Here is a 17,007-nt window from a genome sequence, read left to right on the forward strand (position 1 = left end):
TATTGCTCTAAAAAACATAGTTTTGTCCCATATTGTTACTCAAATAAAAGTAGGAATGAATATGGAACAACATCATCATGATCATCACCACCACGAAATAACCTCTTTGAACAAGGCTTTCATTATAGGTATTTCCCTGAACCTGGCTTTTGTCGTAGCCGAATTTACGGCTGGCTTCTGGTATAATTCATTAGGACTTCTGTCGGATGCAGGGCATAACCTGGGAGATGTGGCCAGCCTGGTACTGGCTATGCTGGCTTTCCGGCTGGCTAAGGTGCACCCGACTTGCAGCTATACCTATGGATATAAGAAAAGCACTGTACTCGTATCCCTTCTGAATGCGGTCATCCTCTTGGTGGCCGTCGGGATTATTATTGCTGAAAGTATAGGAAAACTGCTGCATCCGCGTCCGGTCGAGGGTGATGCGATCGCTTGGGTGGCAGGTATCGGAGTCGTTATAAATGCACTTACGGCATGGCTTTTCATGAAGGATAAGGATAAAGACTTGAATGTGAAAGGTGCTTACTTGCATATGGCTGCCGATGCACTGGTATCGGTCGGCGTGGTTGTCTCCGGAATTGTTATTGCCCATACCGGATGGTATATCATCGACCCGATTATCGGCCTGTTGATTGCGATCGTTATCATTGTTTCTACCTGGGGACTGCTGCGCGACAGTATCCGTCTCTCTCTGGACGGTGTGCCGGCGGGAACGGACATCGATAAGGTGGAAAAGACGATACATTCGGTCGAAGGCGTTGAAGGCGTCCATCATCTCCATATCTGGGCGATCAGTACGACCGAAACGGCACTTACCGCCCATGTTTCCGTTGCGGATATTTCAGAAATGGAACGTATCAAACAGGAGATAAAACACGACCTTCAGCATGTGGGAATCCAGCATGCTACGCTCGAATTTGAAACGTCGGGATTCAAGTGCGATGGGCACTGTTGCTCAGACTGAAACAGGTATATTATAAACCTGATTTACTGATACTCAAAGATTTTGTCTATGACTGCATAAAACCTTTCGATTGGATTTTTTGTTCTTACCTCGAATCGGCAACTTATCTTTGCACCAGTAACAAAAACAAAATAGTAATAACGATTAAAATAAAAATTCTATGGAACCTATTATCAATTCACAAGCACCCGAGTTTAAAGTTCAGGCATACCACAACGGTAGTTTCAAAACTGTAAGCAGCGACGACATCAAAGGCAAATGGGTGATTTTCTTTTTCTACCCGGCTGACTTTACATTTGTTTGTCCGACCGAGTTGGTAGATATGGCTGACAAATATGACCAGTTTCAGGCAATGGGTGTAGAAGTTTATTCTGTAAGTACAGATTCACACTTTGTACACAAAGCATGGCACGATGCTTCTGAAACGATTCGTAAGATCAAATACCCGATGTTGGCAGACCCGACAGGCGTATTGAGCCGTGCATTCGGTGTAATGATTGAAGAAGACGGTATGGCTTACCGCGGTACATTCCTGGTAAATCCGGAAGGAAAGATTAAACTGGCAGAAATCAACGATAACGGTATCGGCCGTAACGCCGACGAACTGCTTCGTAAAGTAGAAGCAGCTCAGTTCATCGCCGAACATCCGAGCGAAGTTTGCCCCGCCAAATGGAAAAAAGGTGGCGAAACATTGAAACCGAGCATCGATCTGGTCGGTAAGATCTAATAGTAAAACTGGAGGCCGGCAACACATTGTCGGCCTTTTTTATCTAAACAAATATCAGTTGTTCTATTCATAATTAAAATAAAGGATTCAACTATGTTAGATTCATCAATGAGAAATCAGTTGTCCGGTATCTTTAGCGGATTGACGAACGAATATATATTTGATATACAAGTTTCTCCTGAACATGAAAGCAGGAAGGAATTATTGGAATTGCTGAACGATGTGGCTTCCTGTTCCGATAAGATCACCGTACAGGTGGCAGACGGCGAAGGCCTGGAGTTCTCTCTGCTGAAAAACGGGGAAAAAACCGGTATTAAATTCCGGGGCGTTCCCAACGGACACGAATTTACTTCGTTGCTGCTGGCTATCCTGAACAGCGACGGCAAAGGCAAAAATATTCCCGACGAAAGTATTTGTAACCGTGTGAAGGCCCTGAATGGCCCAGTCAAACTGACTACATATGTTTCTTTGACCTGTACCAACTGTCCTGACGTTGTACAGGCTTTGAATGCCATGGCTACACTGAACCCGGAAATCTCTCACGAAATGGTGGACGGTGCGATCAACCAGGAAGAGGTTGCTGCCATGAAAGTGCAGGGAGTACCTTCCGTATTTGCCGACGGTAAACTGATCCATGTAGGTCGTGGAGACTTTGGCGAACTGCTTGGCAAACTCGAAGCGCAGTATGGCGTGAAAGAGGAGAACCTGCCGGTGGTAGAAAAGAACTACGATGTTATCATCGTCGGCGGAGGTCCTGCCGGAAGTGCGGCAGCTATCTATACTGCCCGTAAAGGTTTGGCGGTGGCTGTTGTGGCCGACCGTATCGGCGGACAGGTGAAGGAAACTGTCGGTATCGAGAATATGATTTCTGTTTCGCAGACGACGGGGCAGCAGCTGGCTCTCGACCTGATGTCGCATATGAAAGATTATCCGATCGATATCCTTGAACACCGCCGTATCGAGAAGGTGGAAGTCGAAGGACGCGAAAAGCTGCTGACAACCTCTACCGGCGAAAAACTGATAGCCCCGGCCGTTATCGTAGCAACCGGAGCCAGCTGGCGTAGGTTGAATGTCCCCGGAGAATCCGAATATATCGGACGCGGTGTCGCTTTCTGTCCGCATTGCGACGGTCCGTTCTATAAAGGCAAGCATGTGGCTGTTGTTGGCGGAGGAAATTCAGGCGTTGAGGCGGCTATCGACCTGGCTGGTATCTGTTCAAAAGTGACGCTTCTCGAATTTGCCGATGAGTTGAAAGCGGATCAGGTCTTGCAGGATAAGGCAAGAAGCCTTCCGAACGTGGAGATCTTTATGCATTCCCAGACGATGGAGGTACTGGGTAACGGTGAAAAAGTGACCGGTATCCGTATAAAGGACCGTAAGACGGAGGAAGTCCGCAACATCGAACTGGATGGCATCTTTGTCCAGATCGGCCTGGCAGCCAACAGCGGTCCGTTCCGTGAGGTGGTAGATACGAACCGTCAGGGTGAGATCGTGATCGATAGCCATTGTCGTACAAGCGTTCCAGGTATCTATGCGGCCGGCGACGTATCGACTGTTCCTTATAAACAGATCATTATTTCGATGGGCGAAGGGGCCAAAGCAGCCCTGACAGCTTTCGAAGACCGGATGCGGGGAATGTTATAAGCCGCAGAACTTTCCGGAAGGCATAAAAAATAATACCCGGGTATAAATCGATTCAGAAGCGTTTCTATGTCGGTTTATATCCGGGTATTGCTATCTTTGCAAGATTCATTCTAATCTATACAATTATGTCGATGCATGAAATTGAAAGTCTGGTGGAAAGTTCTGTGATAACAGTTGCCACCGCTTCTCCTATCCCTCCTTTAGCCCGAAACATTTGTTTCAATCTTTACCAGCTCCAGAATCAACTGGATTGTGGATATACTGTCCTGCGGGTACGGGAAGAACTGGAAAAACTCGGTTATCTCTTCCTTCTGCCTCCGGAGCAATTACCCGAGCCGGAACGTAGTGCAGCCCTGAAACTCAACGAAGAAGGTGGCTTTTTGAGTGACGGAACTTATTTCGACCACCGTTCGGGTCGTTGCTGTGTCACCGCAGGATCGTTGCTGTGGACGAAACTGATCGATCTCGGCATCCTTCCGGAATCGGCAAAGACCGAACTTCGTGAACTCGATCCTTTGGAACTGGCCGAACTTATCATCCCACTGGCTTCAAAGGTGCTCGCCGGGGGAGATAAAGAAGATGATAATTATGCTAATGCCGTTGATACGCTGGGATTTTGGTATGCCTTTTTCCCCTTATTCTGTCAGATGGCGGGGATGGACGAGGAGGATGCGCCGGAACCGGAGCGAATCCGGGCGTTACTTGAAATGCTGGCTGTTCCCGAATCATTTGAAGTACTTGCGACTGATGAGATTGGCAAGGAGTTGGATGACTTTGAAGAAGAAGAAATGCCTTTTCTCTCCGGTTGGAGCGCTCCGTATAATGAATGGAAGAACAAGAACAATACAGGGGATTTATCCCTGGAGTTTTGCAAATCGATGGTCCACGATTCTATTTTGAAGAGAAAGTTTGTTGAGGCCGATCGCTATGCGTCCGCTATGGAAGAAGGACCGGAACTTAACCGGCTTTTCCATCGTTGTTTGGTTGGCATGTCTTACTATGAATGGGTGAAAATACAAGGAATAAAAATCCCGATTATAGAAAGTGTTCTCTCTCAGGAAGAGGCAAAAGAAGGTTTTGAACGTGTAGCAGACTTGTCGGTATCGTCTGATAATGTGCAGTGTGCCCGACTGGGTATTTTCAGAATCCTTGCTTTACAGGGTGAATATGCCGAATCGGTTGAGTATTTGAATGCCGTATATTTTAAGGCACTCGATGAGTGTGGTCAAAAATCGAAAGAACTACTGGGGCAATCGCAACGTGCTGTGTTAGTGGTAGTCTATTATCGGATGCTGGAAATGTCTATACCCGATAGTTTTCCTGGGAAAAAGGAACTGATGGCTCATAAAGCATTGAACGGTTCTGATCTTCGCAAATCCCGGGAAATACTCAGTTTATTGCTTATTGAAAAATCCGAACATGCCTATGCATGGCAACAGGCCTTCTCTTTTTGTGATGAGCTGATAAAAAAGTATGGATTCTGAAATCGTTAGTGCTGATGAAATATGTGTTATTTGCATCGGGGTTCGATGTAACGTTGCATCAGCTGTCAATGTAACGTTACATCAGCTGTCGATGTAACGTTGCACTGCATGTCGATGTAACGTTGCGTCGCATCCCGACGCAATTCTTTTACAGACTTTTTGGCGGATAGAGAGCTTCCCACCATTCCGGCTGCTCTTTCAGATATTTGGCGAACCAGGCATAGATGGTTTTGTTCCATTCCGCCCGTTTCTTATAATCCAGTATCTGATGATTTTGTCCGTTTACCTGTATGAAGGCTGTCGGCTTGCCGAGTAGTTTCAGGGCAGTGAACATCTGGATACTTTCTCCTACAGGTACGTTTGTATCGACGGAGCCGTGCAGGAACAGGATCGGCGTGTTGATCTTGTCGGCATGGAACAAGGGGCTTTGTTCTACATAGATATCCCGTGCATTCCAGGGGTAACTGTTGGCGGTAGCCAGTGCACTGTAAGAATATCCCCAGTAACCTTCTCCCCAATAACTGGTAATATCGCTGATACCGGCATGTGAGATGGCGGCGGCGAAGATATCGGTTTTAGTTTGCAGGTACTGTGTCATAAAGCCGCCGTAAGAGGCGCCGATGCAGCCGATCTTTTTGGCATCCACGAAACTGTGTTCTTCACAAAACTTTTTTGTTCCTTCGATGATCTCGTCTCCCGTACGTTTTCCCCAGGCATTGACGTGGCGTGCGGAAAATTCCTGTCCGAAACCGGTGGCACCGCTGGGTTGTATGATATAAACTACATATCCCAGTGCAGCATAGGTATGCGACGGATAACGGTTTTCGAGTGAGCGTTCCGTCGGACTTGTCCCGCCGTAATAATTAACGATCAGCGGATATTTCTTGCTCGGGTCGAAATGCGGCGGCAGATAGTAACGACCGTAGATTGTATCTCCGGCAGCCGCCTGGAAATTCCAGTCGTGCACTTCGCCCAGGGTAATATCTTTCAGAATGTCTTTAGACAAGTCTTTCAGGCAGACAGACTCTTTCTCTTTCTTTTTCAGATTCATGGAGTAGAGTCGTTGTGAGTTGGAGGCACTTTCGCCGAAATAAACAAGTTCGGGGGTATTTTCAGCAATTGTGAAATCCGATAATATATCTTCTTTCAGTGGAACCGGACTGATCTTTCCGTTTGCTGGGTTGAGCGTATACAGGCGGACACAGTCTTTGTCTTCTCCTTGCAGGTAGATTTGTTTATCTCCGGTATTCCATGTAAATGATTGGATAGACGGATTAAAATCCTTGCTTACGGCTGTCGCCTGCTTATTGGAGAGGTCGTAGATGAACAACTGTCCGTCAGCCAGGTTGGATGTTTGTCCCGGAGCAATATTCAAGCCAATCTTGTTAAATGCTTCTCCCGAACCGGAAACAGCCAGTTGCTTTCCGTCCGGTGAAAAACTGGCATAGTTGATGAACGGATCTTCCAGGAGTGTATCAACCTGCCTGTTCTGCAAATCCATCCGGTAAAGGATTTTTGTGCTGAACGGACGCTTCGTCAGTTCGCGCCGGCTGCTGGTGAACAGCAGATAACGGCCATCTTTCGAAATGTCGTTAAGCGAAGTGGAATTGTGGCCGTAAGTGAGGCGTTCGAGAACACCCGTTGCCAGGTCATATTTGTGTAGGAAGGAACGGTTGCGCCATCCCGGCTGACGGTCGTCGGGCACGAGTATTTCTTCCATGTCTTTGTCTTTTTCCGGCCCTTTCTCGGAGATCGTGAAGATCAGAAAATCTTCTGTCGGGGCGATGCTGAACCAGCCATCGGGCAAATTCTGGGAGAGGATTGTTTCGGCTTTTGTCACCGGATCGACGGTCACCAGTTCTTTTCCCTGTAATCCTTTACGGGTATAATAAAGACGGTTGCATTGGGGCATCCAGCTGAAATTGTTCGTACTGCTTTCCATCAGTACCTGTCCGTTGGTTTTATCGGTAATCTGCTGAAAATATGCGGTCTGTCCGCCGGGATAAGTAGTCTGATAGGAGGTAAGCAGATATTTTCCGTTGGGGGAGAGGCTGACGGAGCGGAAACGTGTTCCGTCGAACACGTCGCTGATCGTATATCTTTTTTCCGGATCGGTGGTAGCCGTGATAACAGCCTCTTTTTCCGTATCGAACGAAACTTTCAGGGTTTCGGCTTTATCGCCTTCGGCTAAATATTTGATAACGATTTCGTAACGATGAGGTTCCAGTGACAGGGAAACCTTTCCGTCGGGGGCTGTTTGTTTTTCGTTATTTACATAGACCTCGTATGTTTCCGGGCCTTTAACCTGCAAAGTCCCTTTTACATACCGGTCGCTGTTCAGATAGAAAGAGGTCAGTCCGATATAAGAAGACTGGTTGCCGGCCGGAAGTGTACTTTCTCCGTCGGCATTTGCTTCCAGCAATTGTGTACTTTGACGTACATTGCTAAACGGAACGGCTGTTTTCAATAATTCTTTTTCGGTGAATTTCTTACTGTTTACGTCGAGGCTGTCTTTCAGGAACGGCTTTTTCACTTCATACGGGCCGGCATATCTGAATTGCTTGACTATGACCTCCTCAGCGAAGAGATGATAGCAGGAACAGATAGCCGCCAAAAGCAATAGGTTTCTTTTCATGGCGAATAAAATTTGATGTTTCCTGCAAAGGTATTTATTTTTTTGACAGGGAGACCTATGCTTTTGAAATCCTGAAATGTATTGTAAGAAATGAAAGAAGAACTTTATTCAACCTTAATAGTAAACCAGAATAAAGTCCCTACCCCTTCTTTCGACTCGACACCTATCTCTCCGCCGAGCTTTTCTACGATGGTTTTGCAGATGGAGAGGCCGAGGCCGGTCCCTTGCTGGAAGTTGTTCAGTTTGACGAAACGTCCGAAGACTGAATCTATCTTATCCGCAGGGATGCCGCATCCGGTGTCTTTTACATAGAAACGCAGCCTGTTGCCTTCCTGTCGATAACCGAAGCGGATACTTCCCCGGGTTGTAAACTTCATAGAGTTGGTCAGCAGGTTGTTTATGACCTGGGTCAGACGGTTTCGTTCCGTATGGATGATGCATTGTGGCAGACGTTCTTCGAAAGAGATTTGGATTTCCGGATGCCGGTTACGGATGCGGCTGCTTTGTTCTATCTCCGTCAGTAAAGAATTCACGTCTACGTCCGAGTAGATGAACTCCAGGGTTCCTGCCTCAATTTTGGAGAGGTCCAGTATGTCGTTGATCAGTTGGAGCAATAACTCATTGTTGTTCTCGATGATCTTGATGAATTCTTGCCTTTCTTCCAGATTTTCTTCATTGGCTAACAGGGTGGAGAAGCCGATGATCGCATTCAGCGGGGTGCGTATCTCATGGCTCATGTTTGCCAGGAAGGCTGATTTAAGGCGGTTGGCTTCTTCGGCTTTTTCGCGTTCGCGTATCTCCTGTTGTACTTGCCAGTAAAACCGGAGTCTCATCACCAGGATTATGACTATGGCACAAGCAAGTGCGATGATACAGATAATAGCCAGTTTGTTCTGTTCATAGAAACTCGGAGGACGCTGATAATAGACCGCATTGCGAGGATAGAGATTGCTGTCGGTATTATGTAGTTTCAAATGCCGGTAGTTCAGGTAGGTTTGTGGTTCACCTCCGTTGTGCGGCTGGATATCACGAGCCGGAGTGCCGTCTACTATTTGCTGTAAAGTATGAATAACCTCCTCGCTAAAGTCGGGTAGCGAGATATAATGACCTCCAGCAAAGTTCCCGTTTTCCGCTTGTAGGTCGGCAACGGTAAATACCGGATTATGGGCAAAGCCGTAAACGATTCGTTGTATGTTGTCATTCAGGTAATTATTTTCTTGAACCTGTTTAGAGAACCAGGAGTAATACAATATTCCGGTTTCTTTATTGTAACGTGATATTGTGTCCAGCAACTGTTCGGTTGAAAGCCGGGTTGTAGTGAGAATATCTAACTTCAGTGACGGATAATAGTCAGCCATTGCTTGTTCCACTTCTTTTTGTGCACACAGGCTGATATAGCGATTATCGGATATGAAAGCAATATTTTTTATCTCCGGTTGAATACGTTGCATGAGTTCAATCGTCTCTTTCATATAGAAAGGTTGATATAAGGTTGTTATATTATAGCCTTTCAACATCTGGCTGGCAGGGACAAGTTCTTTGTCCGATATATTCCGGGAAAGAAGATTTTCGATGCAACCTGGCATGGTTTTGCGTGAATAGCAGATTAAGACAGGGACCTCTTTCCATTCACTGTCGAATAAGGAACGGTATACTATCCATCCGGGATCGCCTATAAAGACAACTACTTTGGGGCGTATGGGATATTTTTCCAGTAAGGAGTTTCTTTTGGCTTCGGCTTCATCCGCGTTCGCGATGGTAGGAACCATCAGTTCTTCTGTGCGGATTGCATATTGCGAGCCATTAAAGGTGTTGTAGATAGATTGATAGACTCCGTTCGTCCAGACTTCGTCGTAATTAACGGAGTTCAGAACAAGGATGTATTCCTGCTTGCCTTGATTATTACCGTATACTAGTGTGAAATGGCAGAGGAAAAGGCTTAGCATGATGATTGCTTTTCGCATAAAGCCTGTATAATTTGAAGTAAAAAAGCCGTCTGAAAGACTTACTGTCGGAAAGAGGTAAGTCTTTTAGACGGCTTTAATGTTGATGTTTTACCCTATTGAATAATAATTTCGTCTACGAACAGATAGGCCGGATTACCTGCGCCGCCATGCCATGCCGGCAGTTTGTCACTTTTGATGATCACTTCCACGTAACGGGCTTTTACCGGATCGAAGGTAATTTCCTGCGGATAGATGCCATCCTTATCGGTTTGTTTCAGGGACGGGATTGTTTTGGATACCACTTCCCTGAAGTTCTTACCGTCTTCGGATACCTTTACGGTAACTCCGGCAGCCCCCATGATCCAGTCGCCTTTAACCACATTGGTATTGAAAGCCACCTTGCTGATTTCGACCGGCTGTTTCAGGTCGATCGCCGCATCCAGGTCTTTTCCCTGGAAGCCCAGCCAACGGCCGGTTTTGTAATTTGTATCACCGGTCAGGCCGTCCGTCATTTCAGGACCACCTTTGAAATCGTATCCTTTACTCGGAGCTACACGCAAAGTAACGGGTTTTGCCGTCGATTTGCTGAAATTGATTTTTTCAGAGAATACGCGGCTGTTGCCTGTCGGACGAACGACAACGGCTTTTATGGTTGCGTTTTCCTTGATCTTTACGGGAGCTTCATATTTATTGCTTGCGCTTGTCGGTTCGCTGCCGTCGAGTGTGTAGTAGATATCACCGTCACCCAGGGTAGAGAGAGTTACGACGACTTCGCTGTTCTCCGTATCGGTGGTGAATTCTGCGTGAATGTCAAAGATATTCTTGGCATAGTTGTAACCCAGGCGGTCATACAGTTTTGTCATACGGACCAGGTGGGGTAGGAAACTCTGGTATTCTTTCTTGCTCGGGTCGGTCCACTGCACTTCGGCAAGGGCTGCCATACGCGGCATAACCATGTATTCAACCTGTGAGAATGTCGGGATATATTCTGTCCAAAGGTTAGCTTGTACGCCGATTACATATTTCTTATATTCGTCAGGAATACCGGCAGTCGGTTCCAGTGAATAAACCCGTTCCAGCGGCAGGTAACCACCGATAGCCAACGGCTCGTTTTCTGTGTCGGTAGATTGGTAATAGTCGAAATAAAGGTACGTGTTCGGTGTCATGATCACATTGTGATGTTGTTTGGCTGCCTCGATACCGCCGTCTACACCACGCCAGCTCATTACCGTCGCATTCGGAGCCAGTCCGCCTTCCAGGATTTCATCCCAGCCGATGATATGGCGTCCTTTGCTTTCCACAAATTTTTCCATGCGTGAGATCACGTAGCTTTGCAGATATTCTTCGGCGCTGTGTTTCTGGTCTCCCTTGATGCCTTCCGCTTTGATGCGTGCCTGGCATTTCGGACAGGTTTTCCAGCGTACTTTCGGACATTCATCGCCTCCGATATGGATATATTCGGACGGGAACAGGTCGATCACCTCTGACAACACATCTTCCAGGAACTGCATTGCCTTGTCGTTGCCGGCACAGATCACATCGTCGGAAATACCCCATTGTGTCCATACTTCATACGGGCCGCCTGTACAACCCAGGTCCGGATAAGCCGCCAACGCAGCTTGCTGGTGTCCGGGCAGGTCGATCTCGGGGATGATTGTGACGAAACGTTCTTTAGCGTAGGCAATGACGTCGCGGATTTCGTCCTGAGTATAGAAACCGCCGTAAGGCTTGCCGTCATATTCACCGGAGTTACGTCCGATCACTGTTTCTTTGCGTTGGGAACCGATTGTCGTCAGTTCCGGATATTTCTTGATCTCGATACGCCATCCCTGGTCGTCTGTCAGATGCCAGTGGAGAGTGTTCATATTGTGCAATGCCAATATGTCGATGTATTTCTTAATAGAATCAGCCGGGAAGAAGTGGCGCGACACATCCAGATGCATTCCGCGATAAGCGAAACGGGGATAGTCGTTGATCGTTACGGCCGGGAGTTCGATATTCATCCCTTCGGCCACTGCGGGAATCGATTTGCGTAAAGTCTGTACGCCGTAGAATACGCCGGCTTCGCTCGCACCTGCAATCTCGATACCTTCCGGAGTAACGGTCAGCCGGTAGCCCTCAGGGTTGGAGATGCTTTTGTCGACCGACAGATGGATCGGCTTGGAACTCTTGTCGGTCCCCACTTTCGGAGCATAGCCGGTTGCTTCCTTAATATAAGAAGCCAGGAACTCGCCAGCCTGTTTCAGTAAGTCATTTCCTTCCGGGTAAATGATGGAAGTAGAAGGCGTTAACACAAAAGAGCTTCCATTGACCATGGAAACTTCCTGCGGAAGAGGGATGATGCCGTAATCGCCTTTCGCGATTTTACCATCGGAACATGCCATCATTCCGGCAAAAGCTGCACACAACAGCGTTAGTTTGCTTAGTTTATTCATGCGTTATTAAAAGTTATAAATGATAATGTCTTTTTCATATATCTTATGATCTGTAACAGATTGTTTCCAAAGATAGTGATTTATTTTATTTCTGAAATGAATCCGGATGGTAATCGGTAAACTTACTATATTTCTATCGTTTTATCTTTCTTGAAAAAGTCGTTGACTTTCTTTACCGTACTGCATCTGGTATAAGCATCATGACAGTAAATAAGGACTTGACCTTCCCTGGCGGCTTTTTCCAGCATGCGGACTTTTTCCTGATAAGAAGTGACCGGGAAGGTATCGTAAGCCGAAATCCACTCCGGTGAAACACTGGCTGCCAGGGGAATCACATCTCCGGCAAAGACGAAAGTTTGTTCGGGAGTATGGATATAAGGAACGATCTGTCCCGGCGTATGTCCGTCGAAGAGGCGCAGGTCGATGTCCGGACAAAGTTCCGTGTCGGTATCGATGAGGCGCAGTTGTCCGTTGTCGGCTATCGCCTTCATATTTTCTATGAAGTAAGAATCCTTTTCCAGTGCGTTCGGATGTAGGAAATTATCCCATTGTTTGCGGCTGACCCAGTATGTCGCGTTGGGAAAAGCCGGATAGATTTCTCCCGTCTCTTCATTTTTTAAGGTTGAATAACCGCAATGGTCAAAATGCAGGTGGGTGAGGACAACGTCCGTCACTTGTCCGGGTGAGATGCCGCGCTTATGTAATTCTTCCCCCAGATCGACCAGGTCGAAGAAATTATAATAGCTCAGTTGCCGGAGATGTTTCGTGCCTGCTCCGTTGTCGATAAGGATCACTTTTTCGGGAACGTTTGATACAAGCAGGCTCCTCATTGCCAGGACGCAGCCGTTGGTTTCGTTGCTGGGGTAACGCCGGCTCCAGGCAGTTTTCGGAATCGCTCCGAACATGGCGCCGCCGTCTGCATAAAAGTAGCCCGTATCGATTATCTGTATATCCATTTCACTTTTTTTGTGTCAAAGATAAGCATGTTTTTTCTATTCCTTATATGTTGATGCTTGATGAAAATGTGTACATTTGCGACAAATTCAAAGTGATGCGAAAAGTTCATTTAATCTCCGTAACCGAACCTCTTGTGCTTGACCTGGCTTTGGCTATTCATGAGAAGGGATATGATGTGAGTGTTTCCGGCAATGGTATAACAGAAGATGTGATAGCAAAGCTGCACGCTGCCGGTTGTACTTGCCATGGAAACGGTTGGTTTCCGGAGAGATTAACAAAGGATAATAATTTTGTCGTTCTGGGTGCCACTGTCAAACAGGATAATCCGGAACTGATAAGAGCTAAGGAATTAGGGTTATTAATTCTCTCTATACCTGAATTTATTTTTCAGCGGACCAAAGAGAAGACACGGGTAGTTGTTGCGGGAAGCCGCGGAAAGAAAACAATTATCTCGATGATCATTCGTGCCCTTCAACGTCAGAAGCTGGCTTTCGACTATGCATTGACCAGCGAGATTCCTTTGTTGCCGAATCGTGTACATATGAGTTATGAAGCACGCATCGCCCTGATCGAAGGTGATGAACATGTTACGTCTGCTTTGGAGAAACGTTTCCAGCTGGAGTTTTTCCGTCCCCATATCGCGATATTGACCAATCTGTCATGGACGCCGGATACCGACCATCCCACTCCGGATGCTTATTATGATACGTTCAGGAACTTCACGACCCTGATCGAACGTGAAGGCAAACTGATTTATTTTGAAGGCGACCCGGCTGTGAAGCAGCTGGCTGAGGAAGTGCGCGAGGATATTACAGCCATCTCTTACGGCGAACATCCTGTGATTGAGAAAGACGGGGCGACGTTCCTCCAGACCCGTTACGGGGATTTCCCGATACATGTCCCGGACAGTTATTTCCTGACAAACCTCAATGCTGCACGTCTGGCTTGCCGTCAGTTAGGTGTTAAAGATGCTGATTTCTATCGGGCGATATCCGAATATAGTGTATCTTTGCAACCATGATTGTAGCGAAGCAAAAAAGAAAAGAAAATATAGCCGAGTATCTGTTATACATGTGGCAGGTGGAAGACCTGATACGTGCCAACCAGTTTGACATCGATTCGATCCGCCGTACGGTGATCGCCCAATACGACCAGCCGGACGATGTGAAAGAAGAAATAGCCGGATGGTATGAGGAACTGATTGAGATGATGCGTAGCGAAGGTGTCAAGGAAAAAGGACATATCCAGTTGAACAAGAATGTCATCATTGCCTTGACCGACCTGCATCTGCGGCTGCTTAAATCTACGAAAGAAATGGTTTACGGGGCGGCCTACTATAAAACGCTCCCTTATATAGTGCAACTCCGCGCAAAATCCGGGGGAGAGGACTTACCTGAACTGGAGACCTGTTTTAATGCAATCTATGGCTATCTGCTTCTCCGTATGCAGGGAAAAACCGTCAGTCCGGAAACGCAGGAAGCGATCAAACAGATCAGTTCTTTTCTGGCCCTCCTTGCCGAAAAGTATCGTGAAGATATGAACGGAGAATTGAAATTAGAAGATTAATGACATGAAAACAATTCTGGTAACCGGTGCCAATGGGCAACTGGGTAATTCGATTCGTTTGTTAGCCGGCAAATATTCCGGATATAATTTCCTGTTTACGGATGTCGACACGTTGGACATTACCGATCCTGCTGCTGTGCGGGCGATGGTAAAGGACAACGGAGTGAACTATATATTGAACTGTGCCGCCTATACGGCCGTCGATAAGGCGGAAGACGACGAGGCCCTGTGCCGCCGCATCAATACTTTTGCTGTCGGTGTATTGGGTAAAGCTGCACATGAGGCGGGAGCTAAAATGATTCACGTCTCTACCGATTATGTATTTAGTGGAACAAACTGTCGTCCTTATGTGGAGACCGATGTCACCCGGCCTGTTTCGGCTTACGGCCGGACTAAATTGGCCGGTGAGGAGATTTTACAGGAAGTTTGTCCCGATGCGGTGATTATCCGTACCGCCTGGTTATATTCGGAGTTCGGGAATAATTTCGTGAAGACGGTGCTCCGTCTGGGAAAAGAACGGGATGAGCTCGGTTTCGTATTCGACCAGATCGGGACACCGACTTATGCAGGCGACCTGGCAGCAGCCATTCTCACGGTGGTTGACTCTGGCGAGCGGGATGCCTTTGTGCCGGGGATTTACCATTTTTCCGACGAAGGTGTTTGCAGCTGGTATGATTTTACGGTGAAAATCCTTGAGGTGGCCGGAATAGAATGCCGCGTCCGTCCGATCGAAACGAAAGATTACCCGACAAAGGCGGTCCGTCCTCCTTATAGTGTATTGAATAAGAAGAAGATAAAAGAAACATACGGCATCGTCATCCCGCATTGGGAAGAGAGTCTCCGCGTTTGCATGGAGAAACTGTAGGTTGTTGATAACCCTGTTGATATGTTGATAAGTATGTTGAAAACCCTGTTCATAACCCTGTTTGAAATAAAATAAACGATATAAAAATGAGTCAGTATTCAGAAGAGATTAAAAGAAGAAGAACGTTTGCTATTGTCAGCCACCCGGATGCCGGTAAGACCACATTGACGGAAAAACTGCTGTTGTTCGGTGGCGCGATCCATGTGGCAGGAGCTGTTAAGTCCAACAAGATCAAGAAGACGGCGACCTCCGACTGGATGGAAATAGAAAAACAACGTGGAATCTCCGTTGCAACCTCTGTGATGGCTTTCGACTATGACGACCATAAAGTAAATATCCTCGATACCCCGGGTCACCAGGACTTTGCCGAAGATACTTTCCGTACGTTAACAGCCGTAGACAGTGTAATTATTGTAATCGACATTGCCAAAGGTGTGGAAGCCCAGACCCGTAAGTTGATGGAAGTCTGCCGTATGCGCAAGACACCGGTGATCGTGTTTGTCAACAAGATGGACCGTGACGGTAAAGATCCTTTCGACCTTCTGGATGAGATAGAAGAAGAATTGCAGATAAAAGTGCGCCCTTTGAGCTGGCCGATCGATATGGGACAGCGTTTCAAAGGGGTATATAATATATATGAACAGAAACTCGACCTCTATACGCCGAGCAAACAGTATGTGACGGAAAAGATCGAGTTCAACGACATCAACAGCCCGGAGCTGGAAAACCATATCGGCGATACGCTGGCTGAAAAGCTGCGTGCGGACATCGAGCTGATCGAAGGCGTTTATCCGGAGTTCGATGTGGATACGTATCTGAAAGGGGATATCGCCCCTGTCTTTTTCGGCTCTGCCCTGAACAACTTCGGCGTGAAGGAGTTGCTGGATTGCTTTATCAAGATTGCCCCGTCTCCCCGTCCTATTCAGGCGGTGGAACGTGTGGTTGAACCGGAAGAGGATAGCTTCACCGGCTTTATCTTTAAGATACATGCCAATATGGACCCGAACCATCGCAGTTGTATCGCTTTCGTAAAGATCTGTTCCGGTCGTTTCGAGCGTAACGCTCCTTATAAACATGTCCGTTTCGGCAAACAATTGCGTTTCAGTAGCCCGACTGCTTTTATGGCGCAGAAGAAGGAGACGGTGGACGAGGCTTTTGCCGGCGATATTATCGGTTTGCCGGATACCGGGAATTTCAAGATCGGCGATACGCTGACTTCTGGTGAAGAGCTTCATTTCAAGGGATTGCCCAGCTTCTCTCCGGAAATGTTCAAATACATTGAAAATGCCGACCCGATGAAGGCCAAGCAATTGAACAAAGGTATCGAGCAGTTGATGGACGAAGGTGTGGCACAGCTTTTCACCAACCAGTTCAACGGCCGCAAGATTATCGGTACGGTAGGGCAGTTGCAGTTTGAGGTTATCCAGTACCGCCTGCTGCATGAATACGGCGCACAATGTAAATGGGAACCGATCAGCTTGTACAAAGCCTGCTGGATCGAGAGTGACAATCCTGTTGCTTTAGAGAATTTCAAGAAACGTAAATCCCAGTATATGGCGCTCGACAAAGAAGGGCGCGACGTCTATCTGGCCGATTCCGGCTATGTGCTGACCATGGCACAGCAGGATTTCCCGGATATCAGGTTCCATTTTACTTCGGAATTCTGATAAGGAACGTGTCCGGTTTTGCCGCTTTCCATCATAAATTGGGGGATTGGGATTCATTCAAAATTTATCAGTTTTGAATGTTACTTTTCTCTAGAAAGAAAAGTAACCAAAAGTTCA

Annotated in this window: 12 protein-coding genes; 8 read left to right on the plus strand and 4 right to left on the minus strand. The window is 47.0% G+C overall.

Features of this window, described 5'->3' with window-relative positions; genetic code table 11:
• Positions 1 to 61 precede the first annotated feature (61 nt).
• From DWW91_RS20790 to DWW91_RS20805, 4 genes are all read left to right on the plus strand, one after another.
• Complete coding sequence (locus tag DWW91_RS20790) at positions 62 to 964, plus strand: cation diffusion facilitator family transporter (RefSeq protein WP_010800653.1); 903 nt, start codon at positions 62 to 64, stop codon at positions 962 to 964.
• Between the two features lie 160 nt (positions 965 to 1,124).
• On the plus strand, positions 1,125 to 1,691 hold the full coding sequence (gene ahpC / locus DWW91_RS20795; RefSeq protein ID WP_122328817.1) for an alkyl hydroperoxide reductase subunit C: 567 nt from the start codon (positions 1,125 to 1,127) through the stop codon (positions 1,689 to 1,691).
• Between the two features lie 93 nt (positions 1,692 to 1,784).
• Entirely contained in the window at positions 1,785 to 3,335 is a 1,551-nt protein-coding gene (gene ahpF, locus DWW91_RS20800) for an alkyl hydroperoxide reductase subunit F (RefSeq protein ID WP_122328818.1), read from the plus strand.
• Between the two features lie 125 nt (positions 3,336 to 3,460).
• On the plus strand, positions 3,461 to 4,819 hold the full coding sequence (locus tag DWW91_RS20805; protein WP_122328819.1) for a hypothetical protein: 1,359 nt from the start codon (positions 3,461 to 3,463) through the stop codon (positions 4,817 to 4,819).
• 148 nt (positions 4,820 to 4,967) lie between these two features.
• Here the strand turns inward: DWW91_RS20805 and DWW91_RS20810 are convergent, their stop codons facing one another.
• The 4 genes from DWW91_RS20810 to DWW91_RS20825 all read right to left on the minus strand — a co-directional run bounded on the left by DWW91_RS20810 (position 4,968) and on the right by DWW91_RS20825 (position 12,791).
• On the minus strand, positions 4,968 to 7,454 hold the full coding sequence (locus tag DWW91_RS20810; protein ID WP_122328820.1) for a S9 family peptidase: 2,487 nt from the start codon (positions 7,452 to 7,454) through the stop codon (positions 4,968 to 4,970).
• 104 nt (positions 7,455 to 7,558) lie between these two features.
• Positions 7,559 to 9,418: an ATP-binding protein gene (locus DWW91_RS20815; protein ID WP_009859719.1), complete on the minus strand. Its 1,860-nt coding sequence runs from the start codon at positions 9,416 to 9,418 to the stop codon at positions 7,559 to 7,561.
• 95 nt (positions 9,419 to 9,513) lie between these two features.
• Positions 9,514 to 11,835, minus strand: a complete 2,322-nt coding sequence (locus tag DWW91_RS20820) for a glycoside hydrolase family 20 protein (RefSeq protein ID WP_122328821.1) — start codon at positions 11,833 to 11,835, stop codon at positions 9,514 to 9,516.
• Positions 11,836 to 11,960: 125 nt separating this feature from the next.
• A complete protein-coding gene (locus tag DWW91_RS20825; RefSeq protein WP_122328822.1) occupies positions 11,961 to 12,791 on the minus strand; it encodes an MBL fold metallo-hydrolase in 831 nt (276 codons plus the stop codon).
• A gap of 95 nt (positions 12,792 to 12,886) precedes the next feature.
• Here DWW91_RS20825 and DWW91_RS20830 point away from each other — a divergent pair, with 95 nt between their 5' ends.
• From DWW91_RS20830 to DWW91_RS20845, 4 genes are all read left to right on the plus strand, one after another.
• Positions 12,887 to 13,813 carry a Mur ligase family protein gene (locus DWW91_RS20830; RefSeq protein WP_046146539.1) on the plus strand — a complete coding sequence of 309 codons (927 nt, stop codon included), beginning with the start codon at positions 12,887 to 12,889 and terminating at the stop codon, positions 13,811 to 13,813.
• Entirely contained in the window at positions 13,810 to 14,358 is a 549-nt protein-coding gene (locus DWW91_RS20835) for a DUF4924 family protein (protein WP_010800645.1), read from the plus strand. The genes DWW91_RS20830 and DWW91_RS20835 overlap by 4 nt, the downstream gene beginning before the upstream one ends.
• A 4-nt stretch (positions 14,359 to 14,362) precedes the next feature.
• Complete coding sequence (gene rfbD / locus DWW91_RS20840; protein ID WP_122328823.1) at positions 14,363 to 15,223, plus strand: dTDP-4-dehydrorhamnose reductase; 861 nt, start codon at positions 14,363 to 14,365, stop codon at positions 15,221 to 15,223.
• 86 nt (positions 15,224 to 15,309) lie between these two features.
• Positions 15,310 to 16,890 (plus strand): peptide chain release factor 3, encoded by a 1,581-nt coding sequence (locus tag DWW91_RS20845; protein ID WP_010800643.1) that lies wholly within the window; start codon positions 15,310 to 15,312, stop codon positions 16,888 to 16,890.
• The last annotated feature ends 117 nt before the right edge of the window (positions 16,891 to 17,007 follow it).

Source organism: Parabacteroides sp. AF17-3, from assembly GCF_003635445.1.
Lineage (GTDB): Bacteria > Bacteroidota > Bacteroidia > Bacteroidales > Tannerellaceae > Parabacteroides > Parabacteroides goldsteinii.